Genomic DNA, 15,358 nt, shown 5'->3' with positions numbered 1-15,358 from the left:
CGATATGCTGACGTATGGTCACTCGCCTAGGGTGCAAGGAATCGACAGCGAGGGAGACGGCGATGATCAGGCATGCATGGGTGGCGGCGATCGCGGCGATGGCGGCGAGTTGCGCGGCGCCGGGCGGCCAGGCGCCGCAGGTCGAGGCCAAGGCCGAGCCGAAGCCGATCCCCGAAATCCGCCCCGGCTACCTGGCGGGCTACATGCAGATGGGCAGCGCGCCCAACAGCCTGGCGATCCTCCCTGGTCCACCGGCGGCGGGCTCTCCGGCCCAGGCGCGAGACGACGCCTCAGCCAAGGCGGCCGTCGAGCTGAACGGCAGCGCGCGATGGTCGGTGGCGGTGCAGGACGCGGAACTGAAGTTCCCGGCCGCCGCCGAGACCTTCTCCTGCGCGCTGGGCGTCAAGGTCAGCCCCGAGACCACGCCGCGGCTCTACACCATGCTCCGCCGGACCCTGGTCGACACCGGCCTGTCGACCTATCCGACCAAGACCAAATTCCAGCGGCCGCGGCCCTTCATGGTCAACAACGCCCCGATGTGCACGCCGCAGGACGAGGCCGAGTTGCGCAAGGACGGCTCATATCCCTCCGGCCATAGCGCCATCGGCTGGGGCTGGGCGTTGATCCTGGCCGAGGCTGCGCCCGACCGCGCCACCGAGGTCCTGCATCGCGGCCGCGCCTTCACCCAGAGCCGCGTGGTCTGCAACGTCCACTGGCTGAGCGACACCGAGGAAGGGCGGATGATGGGCGCGGCGACGGTCGCCAAGCTGCACGACAACGCCGACTTCAAGGCCGACATAGAAGCGGCCAAGGCCGAGATCCTCGCCGCCCGCGCCGCCGGCCACCTGCCGACCCGCGACTGCGCGGCCGAGACCGCGGCCCTGGCGAACGGCTAGCCCGCGTGGGCGGCTTCCAGGTCGGCGACGATGATCTTGCTCATCTTCAGCATGGCCTGGACCACCCGCCCGGCCTTGGCCGGATCCGGGTCGCTCATCAGCCGGGGCAGCGCCTTGGGCACCACCTGCCATGACACCCCGAAGCGGTCCTTCAGCCAGGCGCACTGGCTGGGGGCGCCGCCGCCGGCGATCAGCCCGTCCCAGTAGCGATCGACCTCGGCCTGGTCCTCGCAATCGATAACGAACGACACGGCCTCGTTGAACTTGAAGTGCGGCCCGCCGTTCAGCGCGGTGAACCGCTGGCCGTCCAGCTCGAACTCCACCGTCATCACCTGGCCGTCCATGCCGCCCGGCGATCCGGGCGGATAGCGCGTCGTCGAAACGATCTTCGAATTCGGGAACAGCGAGACGTAGAGCTCGGCCGCCTCGTGGGCCTGGCCGTCGAACCACAGGAACGGGTGGATCTTGTGCATGTCGTCCTCCTCACCAGGGCGGCGCGCCGCGCCCGCGATTGCGCCCCTAAACGGGGCATGGGCCAAGGACGAACCAGCGCCCCGCAATCCGACATCGGTAGAAGACCCGATTGCCGGGCCAGCGCCCGCGCGCCCAAGCTTCGCGGGCGAAAGGACGCCGACCTTGGTCCATCAGGCAGCCATCCCGCCGACGTTCGGCGTCGAGTCGATCTTCGAGGGCGGCCCGCCCCGGCGGCTGACGGCGCTGGCGCGCCTGCCTTCGCCCATCGCCCCGAACGCCACCGTCCGGGCAGTGCTGACCTTCGGCATCGCCTGGATCCCGCTGGCCGTGCTGGTCGCCATTGACATCGTGCTGGGGCGGCCCGGCGTCCTCTACAGCTTCGTCGAGGACATCGGGGTGCACGCGCGCTACGCGATCGCCGCCCCGCTGCTGGTGCTGGGCCACGTCGTCTGCGCGCGGCGGCTCGGGCGCATCGCTTATCATTTCCAAGTCTCGGGTCTGCTCGGCGAGGACGATCAGCGTCGGGTGCGCGAGGCGCTCGAAGCCACCCGCCGGCGCGTCCACTCGCTGTGGGCCGAGGCGATCGTCATCCTGCTCGTCTATTCGCAGGTTGCGGTCATCGTAATGCTCGAGCCCCAGATCCTGCGGCAGGCGGCATGGCAAGTGGCGCCCGACGCCGGCGGACTGTCGCCGGCCGGATGGTGGCACGGCGTGGTCAGCGTGCCGCTGCTGCTGGCCCTGCTGCTCGGCTGGCTGTGGCGAATCGCCAACTGGGCCTGGTTCCTGCGCGAGGTCTCGCAGATGAACCTGAGGCTGGTGTCGGCGCATCCCGACCAGGCCGGCGGGCTCGGCTTCCTTTCGCAGTCCGTGCGGGCCTTCTGCATCGTCGGCATGGGCCTGGGGGCCATCGTCGCCGGCCGGTTCGGCTACGTCTATCGGCACGATCTGGCCACGCCCTTCACCAATCTGTTGCTGATCGGCGGCGTGGCGGCGCTGGCGATGACCCTGGCGGTCGGGCCGCTGCTGTTCTTCATGCGGCCGCTGATGCAGTCCTGGCGGCAGGGGGCGCTGGAATACGGCGTCCTGGCCAGCGAGATGGGCGTGCAGTTCGAACGGAGCTGGTTCAGCGGCGACGAACGGCCGATGCTGTCGGAGCCGGACTTCTCGGCCGCCATCGACCTCTATCAGGTGGTCTCGAACGTCTATTCGATGCGCTTCATCCCGGTCGATCCGCGCAGCCTGCTGATGCTGGCGGCCGCCACCCTGGCCCCGTTCGTCCCGGCGATGTTCCTGTCGATGCCCGCGCAGATGGTGATCGGCGAGTTGAAGGCGCTGCTGTTTTGAGCCGCCTCAGCGGTCGAGCCAGCGACGCCAGGCGGGCTTCGGCTTGGGCTTGGCCGGCGGCGGTTCGGGCGCCGCGACCGGCTCGGCCGCCGGCTCGGGCTTGGGCGGCGCCGGCGGCGGCAGGCTGAACATCGCCCGGTCGGCTGGCAGGAAGTCGACCTTCTTGACGATCCGCTCGCGCGGCGCGGCCAGGGCGCCGCCGCTGATCACCACCCGGTGCGGGATCGTCACCGCCCCGACCCGGCGGTAGTCGGACATCTCGTAGGTCGTCGGCGCGCCCTGGCCGTCGTGCTCGACCATGCGGCCGAGCATGCCGCTGCGGGCGTCAAACCACAGATCGCGCGGCGCCCCGCCGGCCGGCTGCACGCGCAACACCTCGTAGCTGCGGCCCTGGTGCTGGCGCACCCCTTCGTGGGTGCTGCGCAGGTCGAAGCGGCTCGGATAGAAGTAGCCGTAGGCGGCGAAGAAGGCCTCGCCCCGCACCTTGGCAAGGTACGGTCCCCGGTCCGAGCCGGTGGCCGCGCCGCTGGCAAGGATCCGCCACTCGGCCGCGCCGTTGTAGCCCTGGATCAGTTTGGCCCCGCTGTCGGTCCGGGTCTCCTGGCGCAGGCCATAGCGAAGCGGATCGAGCCAGCGCTCGACTGGCTTGCCGGCCTCCTCGCTCACCTCATGCACGCCGCGCAGCATGTTCCAGCCGGACGAACCGCCCGAGGCGGCGCGCGCCTTGTCGAGCACGCGCTGGGCGGCGGGAGAGTTCTGGGCCTGCGCGGCGCCGGCGGCGAGCACCGCCACGGCGACGACCGCGGCGAAGGGCTGACGCATCGGGGAAATCCACATTAGCCGGCGAAGGAAGCGGCGAAGGTTGTCGAGAATGCGGCGACTCGCGCCGTCGCGACTGTGTTAGCGGCGCCAGGGTCCCGCCGCAAAACATCCCCGCCCGCCCAATTACGATACTTTCGCGTTGACATAATTGAGCCTGGCGAAGAAACCTCCGCCGCGTTGACGCCGGCGCCCAGTGCGCCGCGATCGCGATGTCACGCCGCCACGGTTGGCGAACAACAAATTGGGGGAAGCATGTTCCACACTGCCTTCACGCGGTCTTCCGCGCTCACCCGGCACGCGCTGCTGGCCGGAGTCGCCGCGGCCGCCGCGCTCAGCTCAGCCGGCGCCGCCGCCGCCCAGGAAGAAGAGTTCACCCTCGGCGAACTGGTGGTCACCGCCCAGAAGCGCACCGAGCGCCTGCAGGACGTGCCTGTGTCTGTGAACGTCGTCTCCGCCCAGGCGCTGGCCGACAGCCATGTCTCGGGCCTGCAGCAGTTGCAGCAGCTTTCGCCGTCGCTGACCTTCACCCCGTCGGCCAACACCCGCGGTCAGGGCCTGTCGGTGCGCGGCCTCGGCACCCTCAACTTCTCCGACGGCGTCGAGCCGACCGTGTCGGTGGTGCTGGACGGCGTCGTCATCGGCCGCAGCGCCGGCTCGTTCTTCGACTTCAACGACGTCGAGCGGATCGAAGTGCTGCGCGGCCCGCAGGGCATGCTGTTCGGCAAGAACGCGGCGGCCGGCGTGATCAACATCGTCACCGCCCGCCCGAACCTCAGCGAGTTCGAGGCCGACGCCTCGCTGAGCTACGCCACTTTTGACGAGGTGCGGGCCAAGGGCTCGGTCTCGATCCCCATCAAGAGCGGCGAACTGGCCGCCCGCATCTCTGGATTCTACAATGAATCCGAGGGCATCATCACCAACAGGTTCGATGGCAAGAAGTACAACGGCCTCAACTCCTACGGCCTGCGCGGCAAGCTGGTCTGGAGCCCGGACGACAGCTTCGACCTCTTCGCCACGCTCGACTACACCCGCGCCGACCAGGACTGCTGCGTCAGCACCGTGCGCTCGATCCTGCCGACCACGCGCTACTTCGGCGCCACCGGCCCGACCCGCGCCTCGCTGTTCACCGGCGTCGAGGTCGGCCCCTACAGCCGCGAGGCCAACTTCGACGGCAAGGCGTTCAACGACCAGAGCACCTGGGGCGCCTCGGTCGAAATGAACAAGGAGTTCGAGGCCTTCACCCTGACCTCGATCACCGCCTATCGGGCGTTCGAGGTCGAGGACAACAACGACGCCGACGGCGGTCCGCTGACGATGTTGAACATCAACAGCGCCCACCAGAAGCAGGATCAGTTCAGCCAGGAGCTGCGCATCACCTCGCCGGCCGGGCAGCGGCTGGAGTACGTGGCGGGCCTGTTCTACTTCGACCAGGACGTCTCCACGACGACCGAGATCCTCGGCAACTTCGGCCAGGTGCTGCCGGCCGGTCAGTACTTCCAGAACTTCATCGATCGGGCGATCAGCACCCGCAACTACGCCGCGTTCGGCCAAGCGACCTTCAACGTCACCGACCAGCTGCGTCTGATCGGCGGCCTGCGCTACACCAACGAGGAGCTGAAGGCGCGCTTCCTGCGCACCATTCCGGCCGGCGCCCGCGCCGCGGTTCCCAGCCTCGGCGGCCCGGCGCTCGACGCCCCGCACCTGAACGCCAGCGACGACGACGTCTCGGGCAAGCTCGGCCTGCAGTACAAGGTCAATGACGACGTCATGGCCTATGCGACCTACTCACGGGGCTACAAAGGCAAGGCGATCAACCTGCTGAACAACCTCAGCGCCGCGACGGTCAACTCGGGCAAGTACGTCCTGGCCCCGGAAATCGTGAACAACTACGAGGTCGGCCTGCGCACCACGCCGTTCGACCGGCGGATGATCTTCAACATCACGCTGTTCCAGACCGAGATCGAGAACTTCCAGGCCCAGACCTACGACGCCAACACCACCAGCTTCGCCCTGGCGAACGCCGGCCTGCTGCGCTCGCGCGGCGTCGAACTGGAAACCCAGTACCGTCCGAACCAGGAATTCCAGTTCTCGGGCAACGTCGCCTATGCCGACACCCGGGTCGAAGACTTCGCCCCGGCGTGCTATCCGGGCCAGACTGCGGCCCTGGGCTGCGTCGGCGGCCGCCAGGAAGTCACCGGCAGCGCGCTGACCAACGCGCCGATGTGGTCCTACACCCTGAGCGCCAACTACAACCGTCAGCTGGAATCCATCCCGTTCGACCTGACGGCGGACCTTTCCTACAGCTATCGCTCGTCGGTGTTCTTCACCTTCCGCGATCCGAACACCATCCAGCCGGGCTACGGTCTGCTGAACATGAATGTCGGGCTGCAGAGCCAGGACGGGCGTTACGGCGTCACCGTCTTCGCGCGTAACCTGCTGGACGAGCAGTTCTACTCGGGCATCGGCACCGGCTTCCTGGACACCAACGCCACGGGCGCGGGCTACACCCAGAGCCTGACCCAGGACGCGTTCCGCCGGGTCGGCATCGAGGCCAAGGTCCACTTCTGAGGCCGGTCGCGGCCCGCTTCGGCGGGTCGCTCCCATCACGAGGCCAAGGAGAAAGGGCGCCGCGATCGCGGCGCCCTTTTTCGTACCCTAGTGCTCGAAGTAGCGGGCGAAGCGACAGACCAGATCGGTCGAGGGCCTCGCCCCGGAGCCGTACTTGCCCCACTCCTGGTCCCAGAGGCGCTGCAGGCGCGCGAGCTCCTGCGGATGACGCGCGGCCAGGTCGACCGACTCCGCGAAGTCGACGTCGGTGTTGTAGAGCTCCCAGCGGTCCTGGCCCTCGTCGCACTTGTAGAGCGCAACCGCCCGCCAGCCGCCGTCGGTGATCGCGCGGTTGCCGCGCAGCTCGAAGTACTGGGTCGTGCGCGCCGGCGGCGCCTTCGGATCGGTAAAGGTCGCGGCGAACGAGCGGCCGGCGACGGGCAGTTGTCGAACGCCTCCGACGCTCTCGGCGAAGCTCGTCCCGGCTGCGGCCAGCAGGGTCGGGGCGATGTCGACCACGTCCGCGTACTGGCTGCGCACCGCCCCGCCCTCCTTGATCACCGCCGGCCAGGAGACGATCAGCGGCGTGCGCACGCCGCCGAGATGCGGCCACAGCTTGTAGCGGCGGAAAGGCGTCACGCCAGCCATCGCCCACGGTCGCGGATACTCGGCCTGGGTCTCGACGGTGCCCAGTTCGTCCAGCCGCGCGCGCTGCTGCGCTGGAGTGAGGGTGTTGGGGCGATAGAGACCGTCGAACGAGCCGGTCTGGCCGGCCTCCGGCGCCGCGCCGTTGTCGGACAGCAGCACGACGATGGTGTTGCGGCTCAGGCCCGAGGTTTCGAGATAGGTCAGCAGCCGGCCGATCTGCTCGTCGGCGTGCTGCATGAAGCCGGCATAGACCTCCATGTAGCGGGCGTAGACCGCGCGCTCGTCCTCGCTGAGCTCGGCCCAGGGACGGTCGCCCTCGGCCGACGGCGGCAGCACGGTGTCGGCGGGGATGATCCCGAGGGCCTTCATGCGCTCGAACCGCTCGCGGCGGATCTCGTCCCAGCCCTTGTCGTAGACGCCCTTGTAGGCGTCGGCGTAGCGGGCGGGGACCTGCAGCGGCGCGTGGGCGACGCCGAGCCCGAGGTTGAGGAAGAACGGCTGGGCCGGCTCCTTGCCCTGGTGCTCGCCGATCAGGGCGATCGACTTGTCCACGAGGTCGCTCGACAGGTGGTAGTCGGCCGGCAGCGTCGGGTGGATGTGGCCGTTGTTCTCGACGAGGTCGGGCTTGTACTGGTCGGTCCAGCCGCGCGCGAAGCCGTAGAAGTAGTCGAAGCCGCGTTGCAGCGGCCAGGACTCGCGACTCGTCCCCTCGCCCAGTTGGCTCATCGGGATCAGATGCCACTTGCCGACCAGCCAGTTGGCGTAGCCGGCCGCCTTCAGGGCCTGGGCCATGTTCTGGGCGTTCCGCGGAACGTCGAAGGCGTCCTTAGGGAAGGCGGTCGGCATGACCGCAGCGACGTCGGGCACGTCCGGCATGTTGACCGTGTGGCCGTTGCGGCCGGTGATCATCGCCGCCCGCGTCGTCGAGCAGACCGCCTTGGTGTCGAAGCGGTTGTAGCGCAGGCCGCGCGCGGCCAGGCCGTCAATGTGCGGGGTGCGGATCTCGGCCCCGAAGCAGCCCAGGTCGGAGAAGCCGACGTCGTCCAAGACGATCGTGATGATGTTCGGCCGCGTCCCGCTCGCCGGTTTCGGCGTGGCCGCCGCGGCGGCGCGCGCCAGTGCGGTCGAGGCCAGCAATGAGGTGAGCAGGACACGGCGGTGGATCATGGCGGACTCCGAGGTTCCGCCCAGGTTTCGACCCGCCCCGATATTATGTCAACTTTATAGTATCGTAATTCAGCGCGCAGGACCGGGCGGCGTCAGCAGGCTCTGGATCAGCGTGCGCAGCTCGTCGTCGCTGACCGGCCAGTTGAGGGTATGGGTGTTGCGCGCCACGCCGTTCAGCGCGTTGAGGATCACCGCGGCCGGCAGCGCCGGCGGCGGGGTCATGCGCTCCAGCGCCTTGGCCAGCGCGCCGGTGTTGCGGCTGCGACGCCCTCTTGTGCCAGCGAACAGCGGCGCGGCGATATCCGGGTTTACGCGGGCCTCGGTCTGCAGCGCCACCGAACAGGCGCCGAGGTGCGAATGGCCGTAGAGTTCGATGAGCTTGTGCGCAAAGGCCTCCAGGTCAGCGGCAGGGGCGCCGGTGTCCTTGAAATCCGCCTCGTTCCAGACCTCGAGAAACGCCTCCATCACGCAGGCGGTCGGCGTGTCCCAACGGCGATAGAAGGTCGCCTTCGTGACCCCGGCCTCGGCGCAGACCCGCTCGAGCGTCATGCCGGAATAGCCGTGCCGGGCCAGCACCATGAGGGCGGCGGCCTTGATACGCTCCTGCAGACCGCTGTCGCGCGGACGCCCACGCCCCCGGCGCGCCGGCTCTGCCGTCTTGGCCTCGGTCGAACTCATGACCTTGGATGTCTCCCCGCGCCGAATCGGCCAGCGCTCCGGTCTAGAGGCCCGCGCCATGGTCGCCCGTCAAGCCCTGCGACCCTCAAGCCCTTGGCCGCGCCGAGGAATTTCGCTAGGAGCGGTCTGGCGTTGCGGCCTCTTTCGGGTTTCCGGCCGCCGCCTCTTTCCCGAGCCCGCATGCAGGAGACATCCCATGGCGTGGCTCGTCCTCGGCGTCGCCGTCGTGACCGAAATCATCTGGGCGCTGAGCCTGAAGTGGGCCGGCGTCCAGGCCACCTGGCAGGCCGCCAGCGTGCCGATCGCGCTCAGTTTCGTGAACATGGGCCTGCTGGCCTGGGCCATGCGCGGGCTGCCGGCCGGGACGGCCTATGCGGTCTGGACGGGGCTCGGCGCGGTCGGCGTCGGGGTCTGCGGCGCGCTGCTGTTCGGCGAGAGGCTTACGGGCGTGCAGATCGGCTTCATGGCCCTGATCGTGGTCGGCGTGGTCGGAACCAAGATCGCCGCCTGACCCGGCCGCGTTGACACCGGGCCGCCCCCGGCTCCATCACCTTGGCGATGCCGAAGTCGGATAAAGCGCCGCGCCGTTGGTCGGACGCCACGCACGCGAGCCTGATCGCGGCGGGTCTGGAGGCGTTCGGCGAGCATGGCTTCGACGCGCTGAGCGAGGACGCCATCGCCCGTCGCGTCGACCTGACGCGCGGGGCGATCCAGTACCAATTCGGCGGCAAGCGCGGGCTGTTCGCCGCGGTCTTCCAGCATGTCCTGAGCCAGACCGCCCGCGACCTCTACGACAAGACCATGGAGCGCGCCCACTCGGTCGCCGAGCTGGGCGAAGGGGTCGGGGTGTTCATGGACATGGCGCTGGATCCGCACCGCCGGCGGCTGCTGTTCGTCGAGGCCCCGGTGGTGCTCGGCTGGGACGACTGGCGCGCGGGCCTGCGCGGCGCGTTCGAGCCGCTGCTGCACCACGCGCTCGGCCACTGGGTGAGCGAGGGGCTGCTACGCGAGGATGAAGTCGCGGGCTACGCCGAGGTGCTTTTGGGCGCCGGCGTCCAAGCGGCCCTGGCCCAGAGCGCCGGCGACCCGGCCCCGCGCGCGGCGTTGGAGGCGATAATCGGGCGGCTCGCCGCCCGCCCCTGACCCATCCGGTTGCACGCTCCGATTATTTCATGCACGTTGCATGAAATAATCGGAGGAGGCCAGGATGTCCCGTTTCGCCGTCATTTCGGCCGCCTTGCTCGGCGTGCTGTTTCCCCTGCTGGAAACGCTGCGGCGAGGGTTCTCGGCCTGGCTGACCACGCCGGTCACCCTGCTGGAGGACTACGTCGCCGGCGCGCTGCTGTTGTGGGCGGCGGTTTTCCTGGGCCAGCGCCGGCCCAGCGGCTGGGTCGTGATGCTGGCGGCCGCGGCCTACACGACCGGCATGATGTCCTCGAGCTTCTGGAAGCAGCTGGAGGCGCAGCTGACCGGGGAAACCTGGGAGGACAACCAGATCGTGGTCATCGGTTTCAAACTGCTGCTGTGGGGCGTGCCGCTGATCCTGACGATCATCTCGGCGCGGGCGGTGCTGCGCCAGCAGGCGGCGCGATGAGCAAGGACATCTACCTCGTCGCCCACGGCGAGGCGCAGCACCACGTCCAGGGCCTGGTCGGCGGCTGGTACGACAGCGAACTGACCGAGCACGGCCATCGCCAGGCGCAGGCCATCGCCGAGCGCCTGGCCGAGCGCCTCACCGGCGCGCCGTCAGTGGAGGTCTACGCCTCGGACCTGCGCCGCACGGCCCAGACCGCGGCCCCGATCGCGCGCGCACTTGGGGTCGAGGTCGTCCACTGGAGCGACCTGCGCGAGCGCAGCTACGGCGAGGCCGGCGGCAAGCCCGACGCCTGGCTGGAGGAGCGCACCGTCCTGGCGCCGAAGGACGGAAACCGCCTCGATCACCGCGACGGCCTGATCGAGGCCGAGACCAAGCGCGAGTTCGCCAGCCGCATCTACCGCGCCATGGACGCCATCGCCGCCAGCCCCTGCCCGGTCCAGGTCGTCGTCACCCACGGCTATGCGGTGACCTTCGCCATCGCCGCCTGGATCCGAATGCCGCTTGAGTCGGTCGGCTGGGTGAATTTCCGGTCGAGCTCGGGGGCGATCAGCCACCTGCGCGAGGACGACCGCTGGTTCAACCGTTACCTGATGAGCCTCAGCGAGACCGGCCACCTGGCCGGCCTGGACTAGGATTTGTCGGCGTCGCGCGGCGGCCCGCAGGCGAGCGCCGCCTGACGGGCGATGGCCAGGATTTCGTCGCCGCGCGCGCCGGGCCCGAAGACCCGGGCCAGCAGCAGGCCGCCGAGCATCGTGCTCCAGGCCGCCACAGCCGCATCGGTCTTGCCGTCCGGCTCGCCCATGGTCTTGGCCGTCCGCTCGAAAACGCCCTGCAGGCGGTCGGCCATCAGCGCGCGCACCTGCGGATCGTCGGAGCGCGCGACGTCGGCGGCCAGCGAGGCGATGGGGCAGCCCTGACCGATGCCGTCGCGGTGCGAGCGGCTGAGATAGCGCGTGACCATGGCCCGAAAGCCGCCGCCGACCCGTTGCTGAGCGGCGCGTTGCGTGGCGAACGTCTCGTCGAGCGCCTTTCCGAGCGCCGCCACGGTCAACGCCGAGCGCGAGCGAAAGTGTCCGTAGAAGCCGCCTCGGGTCAGGCTGGCCTGCTTCATCAGGGTGTCGATGCTGAGGTTTTCCAGGCCGCCGGCCCGGATCCGCTCGGCCGCCGCCATCAGGATGCGCTCACGGCTCTCGGCCTTCTCGGCTTGCGAATGTCCCATTGGCTCCGGACCTCACGGCTGATCGACGCGAGAGCTAGCACAATCTGCGTCGCGATGACAGTTACCCCTGATTTTCCCCAACAATCTAGATGATTGACTTCATGCAGATGAATGTCGACCATCATGCAGATTGCGACATGGAAGAATTTCGATGACCGCCGCCACGATTTTGGCCGAAGCCGCCGCCCACCCGTTCGACGAGGCGCTGGCCCTCAGGACCGTCGCCGAGGGCGTCTATGAGGGCGTCCCCAGCCAGCTCTACTGGAACATGGCCGGCCCGTTCGGGGGCGTCACCGCCGCGACGCTGATGAAGGGCGTGCTCGAGCATCCGGCGATGCGCGGCCGGCCGCTCGCCCAGACCGTCAATTTCTGCGCCGCCGTCACGCCGGACCCGTTCGTGCTGAAGGTCGTGCTGGAACGCGACGGCAAGTCGACCCAGCATTGGAGCGTGCGCCTGGAGCAGGCCGGGCAGATGGCGGCCAACGCCACCCTGGTCACCGGGCCCGAGCGCGACACCTGGAACGCCCAGCCCTCGCAGCCGCCGACAGCCCGCGACGCCGCCGACGTGCCGGTGTTCGCCAGTCAGGCGCTGACCGCCTGGTTCTCGCAGTATGAGATGCGTTTCGACCATGGCGCGCCGAACCTCGACGTCGCATCCGAGACCGGCCTAACCCGCGCCTGGCTGCGCGACCGCCAGGCACGGCCGCTCGACTATCTGGCGCTCGCCTCGATGGCTGACGCGTTCGCGCCGCGGGTGTTCCTGATGCGCGGCGTGCGCGCGCCGGCCGCGACGGTCAGCCTCTCGACCTACTTCCTGGCCGCGCCCGATGAACTGGCGGCTCAGGACGTACGCCCGATCCTGGGCGAGGCCCAGCCGCGCGCCGCGCGCCACGGCTTCCACGACCAGAGCGTCGAATTGTGGTCCGACGCGAAGTCGCTGCTTGCAGTCTCGCATCAGTTGGTGTGGTTCAAAGATTAGAAGAACGAAAAAGTACAAGACGGGGGACTAATGGGGGGAATTCGACGCGGGCGCGCCCACCTGGGCGCGGCCTCGCTTGTCGCGCTGAGCTGGCTGCTGGCCGGCCAGGCGTTGGCGCAGCCAGCCAAGGCCGACGAAGGGACCGCGACGTTCCCGGCCGCCTTCTTCGCCCAGTACAATCCCGTGACCGCCGCCGACATGGTCGCCCGCACGCCCGGGTTCGAGCTGCGCGACGGCGACGACCGCCGCGGCTTCGGCGGCTCGTCCGGCAACCTGCTCATCAACGGCGAGCGTCCCAGCTCGAAGACCGCGGCCTCGGAAATCCTCAAGCGGATCCCGGCCGGCGACGTGGTCCGCGTCGAGGTGATGTCGGCGACCAACGCCTCGTCCGACGTCAGCGGCCAGACCCAGGTGGTCAACCTGGTCATCAACCAGTCGGCGGCGCGCAAGCCCTCGACCACCTTCGTCGCAGGCTTGCGCCAGATCCAGTACTCCGAGCGGATCGGCTGGACGCTGCAGGCCTCGCGCTCGATGGCGCTTTCCGACACCGCCGACCTATCGATGGACGTCCAGACGCCCAACATCCTGGGCCGCGGCGAGATCCGCGACCTGCTCTACAACAATGCCGGCGACCTGACCGGCGCGCGCTACCAGATCGGCCAATCGACCAATGTCAGCCTGCAGGGTTCGGCCCACCTGCGCTGGCGGCCCAATTCGCAGGACGTGATCAACCTCAATGCTCAGTACGTGCCGGCCTGGAACAAGACCGACACCGTCCAATACGAGGCCATCGCCACCACCGCCCTGCGCAGCAGCCTGGTCGGGCGCACCGAGTACGACGACAACTACACCGCCGAGGTCGGCGGCGACTGGGAGCACCGCTTCTCGCAGGCGCTGTCGGTGAAGCTGATCGGCCTGATCTCGCAGTCCAACGTCGTGCAGCAGGACGTCTACGACATCTTCACCGCGCCGGCGGCGTACCTGATCCGGACCCAGGACCGCACGACCAGCGGCGGCGAGCGCATCGCCCGCGGGGTGGTGAAGTGGAACGGGATTTCGCGGCACGCCCTGGAGTTCGGGGGCGAAGGCGCCTTCAACTTCCGCGACACGTCCCTCGACATCATCAACCAGCCGCGCGGCGGGACGCCGGTGCGCGTACCCCTGCCGGTCGCCGACGCCCGGGTCGAGGAGGTGCGCGGCGAGGTGTTCGTCACCGACATGTGGTCGGCGTCGGACAAGCTGACGATGGAGGGCGGGGTCAATGTCGAGTTCTCACGCATTTCCCAGACCGGCGACCAGGAGCAGGAGCGCGAGTTCAACTTCGTCAAACCGCGCCTCAACGCCACCTACGTGCTGACGCCCGACCACACCCTGCGCTTCAGCCTGGTGCGCGACGTTTCCCAGCTCGACTTCGCCGAGTTCAGCAGCACCATCGACTTCGTGAATTCCTCGACCATCCAGGGCAATCCGAACCTGGTCCCGGAGAAGGCCTGGAAGTCGCGCCTGGAGTGGGAGGGGCGCTTCGGCAAGCGCGCCGCCGTGACCCTGGCGGCCTTCGCCGACGCCGTGCAGGACGTCCACGACCTGGTCGAGATCGGCGGCTTCGACGCCTACGGCAACATCGGCGACGGCACGCGGGTGGGCGCTGAGATCCGCGGAACCGTGCCGCTCGACCAGCTCGGCCTAGCCAACGCCGAACTGCGCTTCAACGGCCTCTACCAGCAGACCCGCGTCACCGACCCGATCACCGGGCATAAGCGCTCGTTCTCCGTGCCGCTGGAGCGCCAGGGCACCGCGTCGGGAGCGCCGGTGCTCAACGCCGGCAACAAGGATTGGGCCTATGTGCTGAACTTCCGTCAGAACCTGCCGGCGATCTCCTCGGCCTGGGGCGTCGTCGCCGTGCAGTGGGCCGAGCGGGAAGAATTCCGCCGGGCGGAGATCATCACCTATGTCCGGCCCGAGCCGCGGATCGACGTGTTCTTCGAGACCACGCTGATCAAGCCGGTGACCCTGAAGCTCTACGTCAACAACATCCTCTCCTCGTCGGAGGAGCGGACGCGGACCTACTTCCTCGGCTCGCGGGCCGGAGGCCAAATCGACCGGGTGGAGGAGCGGCTGTCCGACGGCGGCCCCGAAGGCTCTCGCGCCATCGGGGTCCAGGTGTCGGGGCGGTTCTAGGCCTCGGCGGCGTCCATCGCCGCCTTGGCGGCGGCCATCATCTTGGCGAATGCGCCGCTGCGGATCAGCTCGCGGCGTTCCTCCAGACCGCGATGCAGTTCGGCCAGCACTTTGGCGGCGTGCTCGTTGGTCTGGATCGCCGCCCACCAGGCCGCGACGTTGGCCGCCTTCGGCACCGGGTTCTCGACGCCGGTCCCCGGCAGCACGTTCTCGATCAGGAACAGGGCGGGCACCAGCGCGCAGTCGGCCAGGGTGAGGCGGCCGCAGGCGGCGTGGCCGTCGGTCCCGATCATCTTGTCCAGCGCCTTGACGTTGCGCACCACCTGGCCGCCCAGCAGATCGACGATCCCCTGGTCTCGGCTTTCCGCCCGCGACTGCGGACCGAGCATGAACATGTTGTTCATCAGATAGACGTCGCCGATCCGCGCCAGGGTGCGGATGTGGGCGGTCTCACGCGGGGTCGCGCCGAGCAGCGAGGGCTGCGGATAGACCTCCTCGATGTACTCGGCGATGACGTCGGATTCCGGCATCAGGTCGCCGTCGATGTCGAGCACCGGAATGCGGCCGATCGGCAGCCGCTGGCGGAACGAGGGCATGCCGAAGTCGGCCGGACGTTCCAGCTCGATGTCGGTGATGCCCTTGGCGTAGATCTGCATCCGCACGCGGGCGGAATACGGGCTGAGATCGCCCGAATAGAGCTTGGGCATGGCTTCCTCCTGATGGACCTTGTTTTCCCCTTAAGAGCATGGATTCCGCCCGCCGCCCATGGCTGCGGCGGGAACAACTACGCAAGAGCCCCGTTCCTTGCT

Annotated in this window: 15 protein-coding genes; 9 read left to right on the top strand and 6 right to left on the bottom strand. The window is 68.9% G+C overall.

Going from position 1 to position 15,358, the window contains the following annotated elements; genetic code table 11:
• Window positions 1-62 precede the first annotated feature (62 nt).
• The gene (locus GGQ61_RS13475; protein WP_221221009.1) at window positions 63-896 is read left to right on the top strand and encodes an acid phosphatase; all 834 of its coding nucleotides are present in this window, start codon (window positions 63-65) and stop codon (window positions 894-896) included.
• Here the strand turns inward: GGQ61_RS13475 and GGQ61_RS13470 are convergent.
• Window positions 893-1,369, bottom strand: a complete 477-nt coding sequence (locus GGQ61_RS13470) for a VOC family protein (RefSeq protein WP_183773578.1) — start codon at window positions 1,367-1,369, stop codon at window positions 893-895. The genes GGQ61_RS13475 and GGQ61_RS13470 overlap by 4 nt on opposite strands.
• 163 nt (window positions 1,370-1,532) lie before the next feature.
• On the opposite strand from GGQ61_RS13470, the gene GGQ61_RS13465 reads away from it, so the two are divergent.
• Entirely contained in the window at window positions 1,533-2,714 is a 1,182-nt protein-coding gene (locus GGQ61_RS13465; RefSeq protein WP_221221008.1) for a hypothetical protein, read from the top strand.
• A gap of 6 nt (window positions 2,715-2,720) precedes the next feature.
• On the opposite strand, the gene GGQ61_RS13460 is transcribed toward GGQ61_RS13465, so the two are convergent.
• Entirely contained in the window at window positions 2,721-3,536 is an 816-nt protein-coding gene (locus tag GGQ61_RS13460) for a hypothetical protein (RefSeq protein ID WP_183773577.1), read from the bottom strand.
• Window positions 3,537-3,788: 252 nt separating this feature from the next.
• Between GGQ61_RS13460 and GGQ61_RS13455 the strand changes: the two genes are divergently transcribed.
• A complete protein-coding gene (locus GGQ61_RS13455; protein ID WP_183773576.1) occupies window positions 3,789-6,104 on the top strand; it encodes a TonB-dependent receptor in 2,316 nt (771 codons plus the stop codon).
• 87 nt (window positions 6,105-6,191) lie between these two features.
• Here the strand turns inward: GGQ61_RS13455 and GGQ61_RS13450 are convergent, their stop codons facing one another.
• Together GGQ61_RS13450 and GGQ61_RS13445 are read right to left on the bottom strand one after the other, a co-directional pair.
• Window positions 6,192-7,898: an arylsulfatase gene (locus tag GGQ61_RS13450; RefSeq protein ID WP_183773575.1), complete on the bottom strand. Its 1,707-nt coding sequence runs from the start codon at window positions 7,896-7,898 to the stop codon at window positions 6,192-6,194.
• Window positions 7,899-7,967: 69 nt separating this feature from the next.
• On the bottom strand, window positions 7,968-8,576 hold the full coding sequence (locus GGQ61_RS13445; protein ID WP_183773574.1) for a TetR/AcrR family transcriptional regulator: 609 nt from the start codon (window positions 8,574-8,576) through the stop codon (window positions 7,968-7,970).
• A 196-nt stretch (window positions 8,577-8,772) separates the two neighbouring features.
• Here GGQ61_RS13445 and GGQ61_RS13440 point away from each other — a divergent pair, with 196 nt between their 5' ends.
• From GGQ61_RS13440 to GGQ61_RS13425, 4 genes are all read left to right on the top strand, one after another.
• Entirely contained in the window at window positions 8,773-9,087 is a 315-nt protein-coding gene (locus GGQ61_RS13440) for a DMT family transporter (RefSeq protein WP_183773572.1), read from the top strand.
• Window positions 9,088-9,134: 47 nt separating this feature from the next.
• The gene (locus GGQ61_RS13435; protein ID WP_221221007.1) at window positions 9,135-9,719 is read left to right on the top strand and encodes a TetR/AcrR family transcriptional regulator; all 585 of its coding nucleotides are present in this window, start codon (window positions 9,135-9,137) and stop codon (window positions 9,717-9,719) included.
• Window positions 9,720-9,783: 64 nt separating this feature from the next.
• The gene (locus GGQ61_RS13430) at window positions 9,784-10,170 is read left to right on the top strand and encodes a hypothetical protein (protein ID WP_183773568.1); all 387 of its coding nucleotides are present in this window, start codon (window positions 9,784-9,786) and stop codon (window positions 10,168-10,170) included.
• Window positions 10,167-10,805, top strand: coding sequence for a histidine phosphatase family protein (locus GGQ61_RS13425; protein WP_183773566.1), 639 nt, complete (start codon window positions 10,167-10,169; stop codon window positions 10,803-10,805). The genes GGQ61_RS13430 and GGQ61_RS13425 overlap by 4 nt, the downstream gene beginning before the upstream one ends.
• Here the strand turns inward: GGQ61_RS13425 and GGQ61_RS13420 are convergent.
• On the bottom strand, window positions 10,802-11,392 hold the full coding sequence (locus GGQ61_RS13420) for a TetR/AcrR family transcriptional regulator (protein WP_183773564.1): 591 nt from the start codon (window positions 11,390-11,392) through the stop codon (window positions 10,802-10,804). The two genes, GGQ61_RS13425 and GGQ61_RS13420, sit on opposite strands and share 4 nt — an antisense overlap.
• A gap of 151 nt (window positions 11,393-11,543) precedes the next feature.
• On the opposite strand from GGQ61_RS13420, the gene GGQ61_RS13415 reads away from it, so the two are divergent.
• Entirely contained in the window at window positions 11,544-12,371 is an 828-nt protein-coding gene (locus GGQ61_RS13415) for an acyl-CoA thioesterase (protein ID WP_183773562.1), read from the top strand.
• Between the two features lie 30 nt (window positions 12,372-12,401).
• Entirely contained in the window at window positions 12,402-14,549 is a 2,148-nt protein-coding gene (locus GGQ61_RS13410) for a TonB-dependent receptor plug domain-containing protein (RefSeq protein WP_183773560.1), read from the top strand.
• Here GGQ61_RS13410 and GGQ61_RS13405 read toward each other — a convergent pair.
• A complete protein-coding gene (locus tag GGQ61_RS13405; RefSeq protein ID WP_183773557.1) occupies window positions 14,546-15,256 on the bottom strand; it encodes a glutathione S-transferase family protein in 711 nt (236 codons plus the stop codon). The genes GGQ61_RS13410 and GGQ61_RS13405 overlap by 4 nt on opposite strands.
• Between the last annotated feature and the right edge of the window lie 102 nt (window positions 15,257-15,358).

Origin of the sequence: Phenylobacterium haematophilum (assembly GCF_014196295.1) — a bacterium.
GTDB lineage: Bacteria > Pseudomonadota > Alphaproteobacteria > Caulobacterales > Caulobacteraceae > Phenylobacterium > Phenylobacterium haematophilum.
The sequence above is the reverse complement of the archived record's forward strand: the minus strand, read 5'-3'. Positions and strand labels throughout refer to the sequence as shown.

Coding starts and splice junctions, on each gene's coding strand:
- GGQ61_RS13475 (WP_221221009.1), top strand. CDS start 63: ATGATCAGGCATGCATGGGTGGCGGCGATCGCGGCGATGGCGGCGAGT.
- GGQ61_RS13470 (WP_183773578.1), bottom strand. CDS start 1,369: ATGCACAAGATCCACCCGTTCCTGTGGTTCGACGGCCAGGCCCACGAG.
- GGQ61_RS13460 (WP_183773577.1), bottom strand. CDS start 3,536: ATGCGTCAGCCCTTCGCCGCGGTCGTCGCCGTGGCGGTGCTCGCCGCC.
- GGQ61_RS13455 (WP_183773576.1), top strand. CDS start 3,789: ATGTTCCACACTGCCTTCACGCGGTCTTCCGCGCTCACCCGGCACGCG.
- GGQ61_RS13450 (WP_183773575.1), bottom strand. CDS start 7,898: ATGATCCACCGCCGTGTCCTGCTCACCTCATTGCTGGCCTCGACCGCA.
- GGQ61_RS13445 (WP_183773574.1), bottom strand. CDS start 8,576: ATGAGTTCGACCGAGGCCAAGACGGCAGAGCCGGCGCGCCGGGGGCGT.
- GGQ61_RS13440 (WP_183773572.1), top strand. CDS start 8,773: ATGGCGTGGCTCGTCCTCGGCGTCGCCGTCGTGACCGAAATCATCTGG.
- GGQ61_RS13435 (WP_221221007.1), top strand. CDS start 9,135: ATGCCGAAGTCGGATAAAGCGCCGCGCCGTTGGTCGGACGCCACGCAC.
- GGQ61_RS13430 (WP_183773568.1), top strand. CDS start 9,784: ATGTCCCGTTTCGCCGTCATTTCGGCCGCCTTGCTCGGCGTGCTGTTT.
- GGQ61_RS13425 (WP_183773566.1), top strand. CDS start 10,167: ATGAGCAAGGACATCTACCTCGTCGCCCACGGCGAGGCGCAGCACCAC.
- GGQ61_RS13420 (WP_183773564.1), bottom strand. CDS start 11,392: ATGGGACATTCGCAAGCCGAGAAGGCCGAGAGCCGTGAGCGCATCCTG.
- GGQ61_RS13415 (WP_183773562.1), top strand. CDS start 11,544: ATGACCGCCGCCACGATTTTGGCCGAAGCCGCCGCCCACCCGTTCGAC.
- GGQ61_RS13410 (WP_183773560.1), top strand. CDS start 12,402: ATGGGGGGAATTCGACGCGGGCGCGCCCACCTGGGCGCGGCCTCGCTT.
- GGQ61_RS13405 (WP_183773557.1), bottom strand. CDS start 15,256: ATGCCCAAGCTCTATTCGGGCGATCTCAGCCCGTATTCCGCCCGCGTG.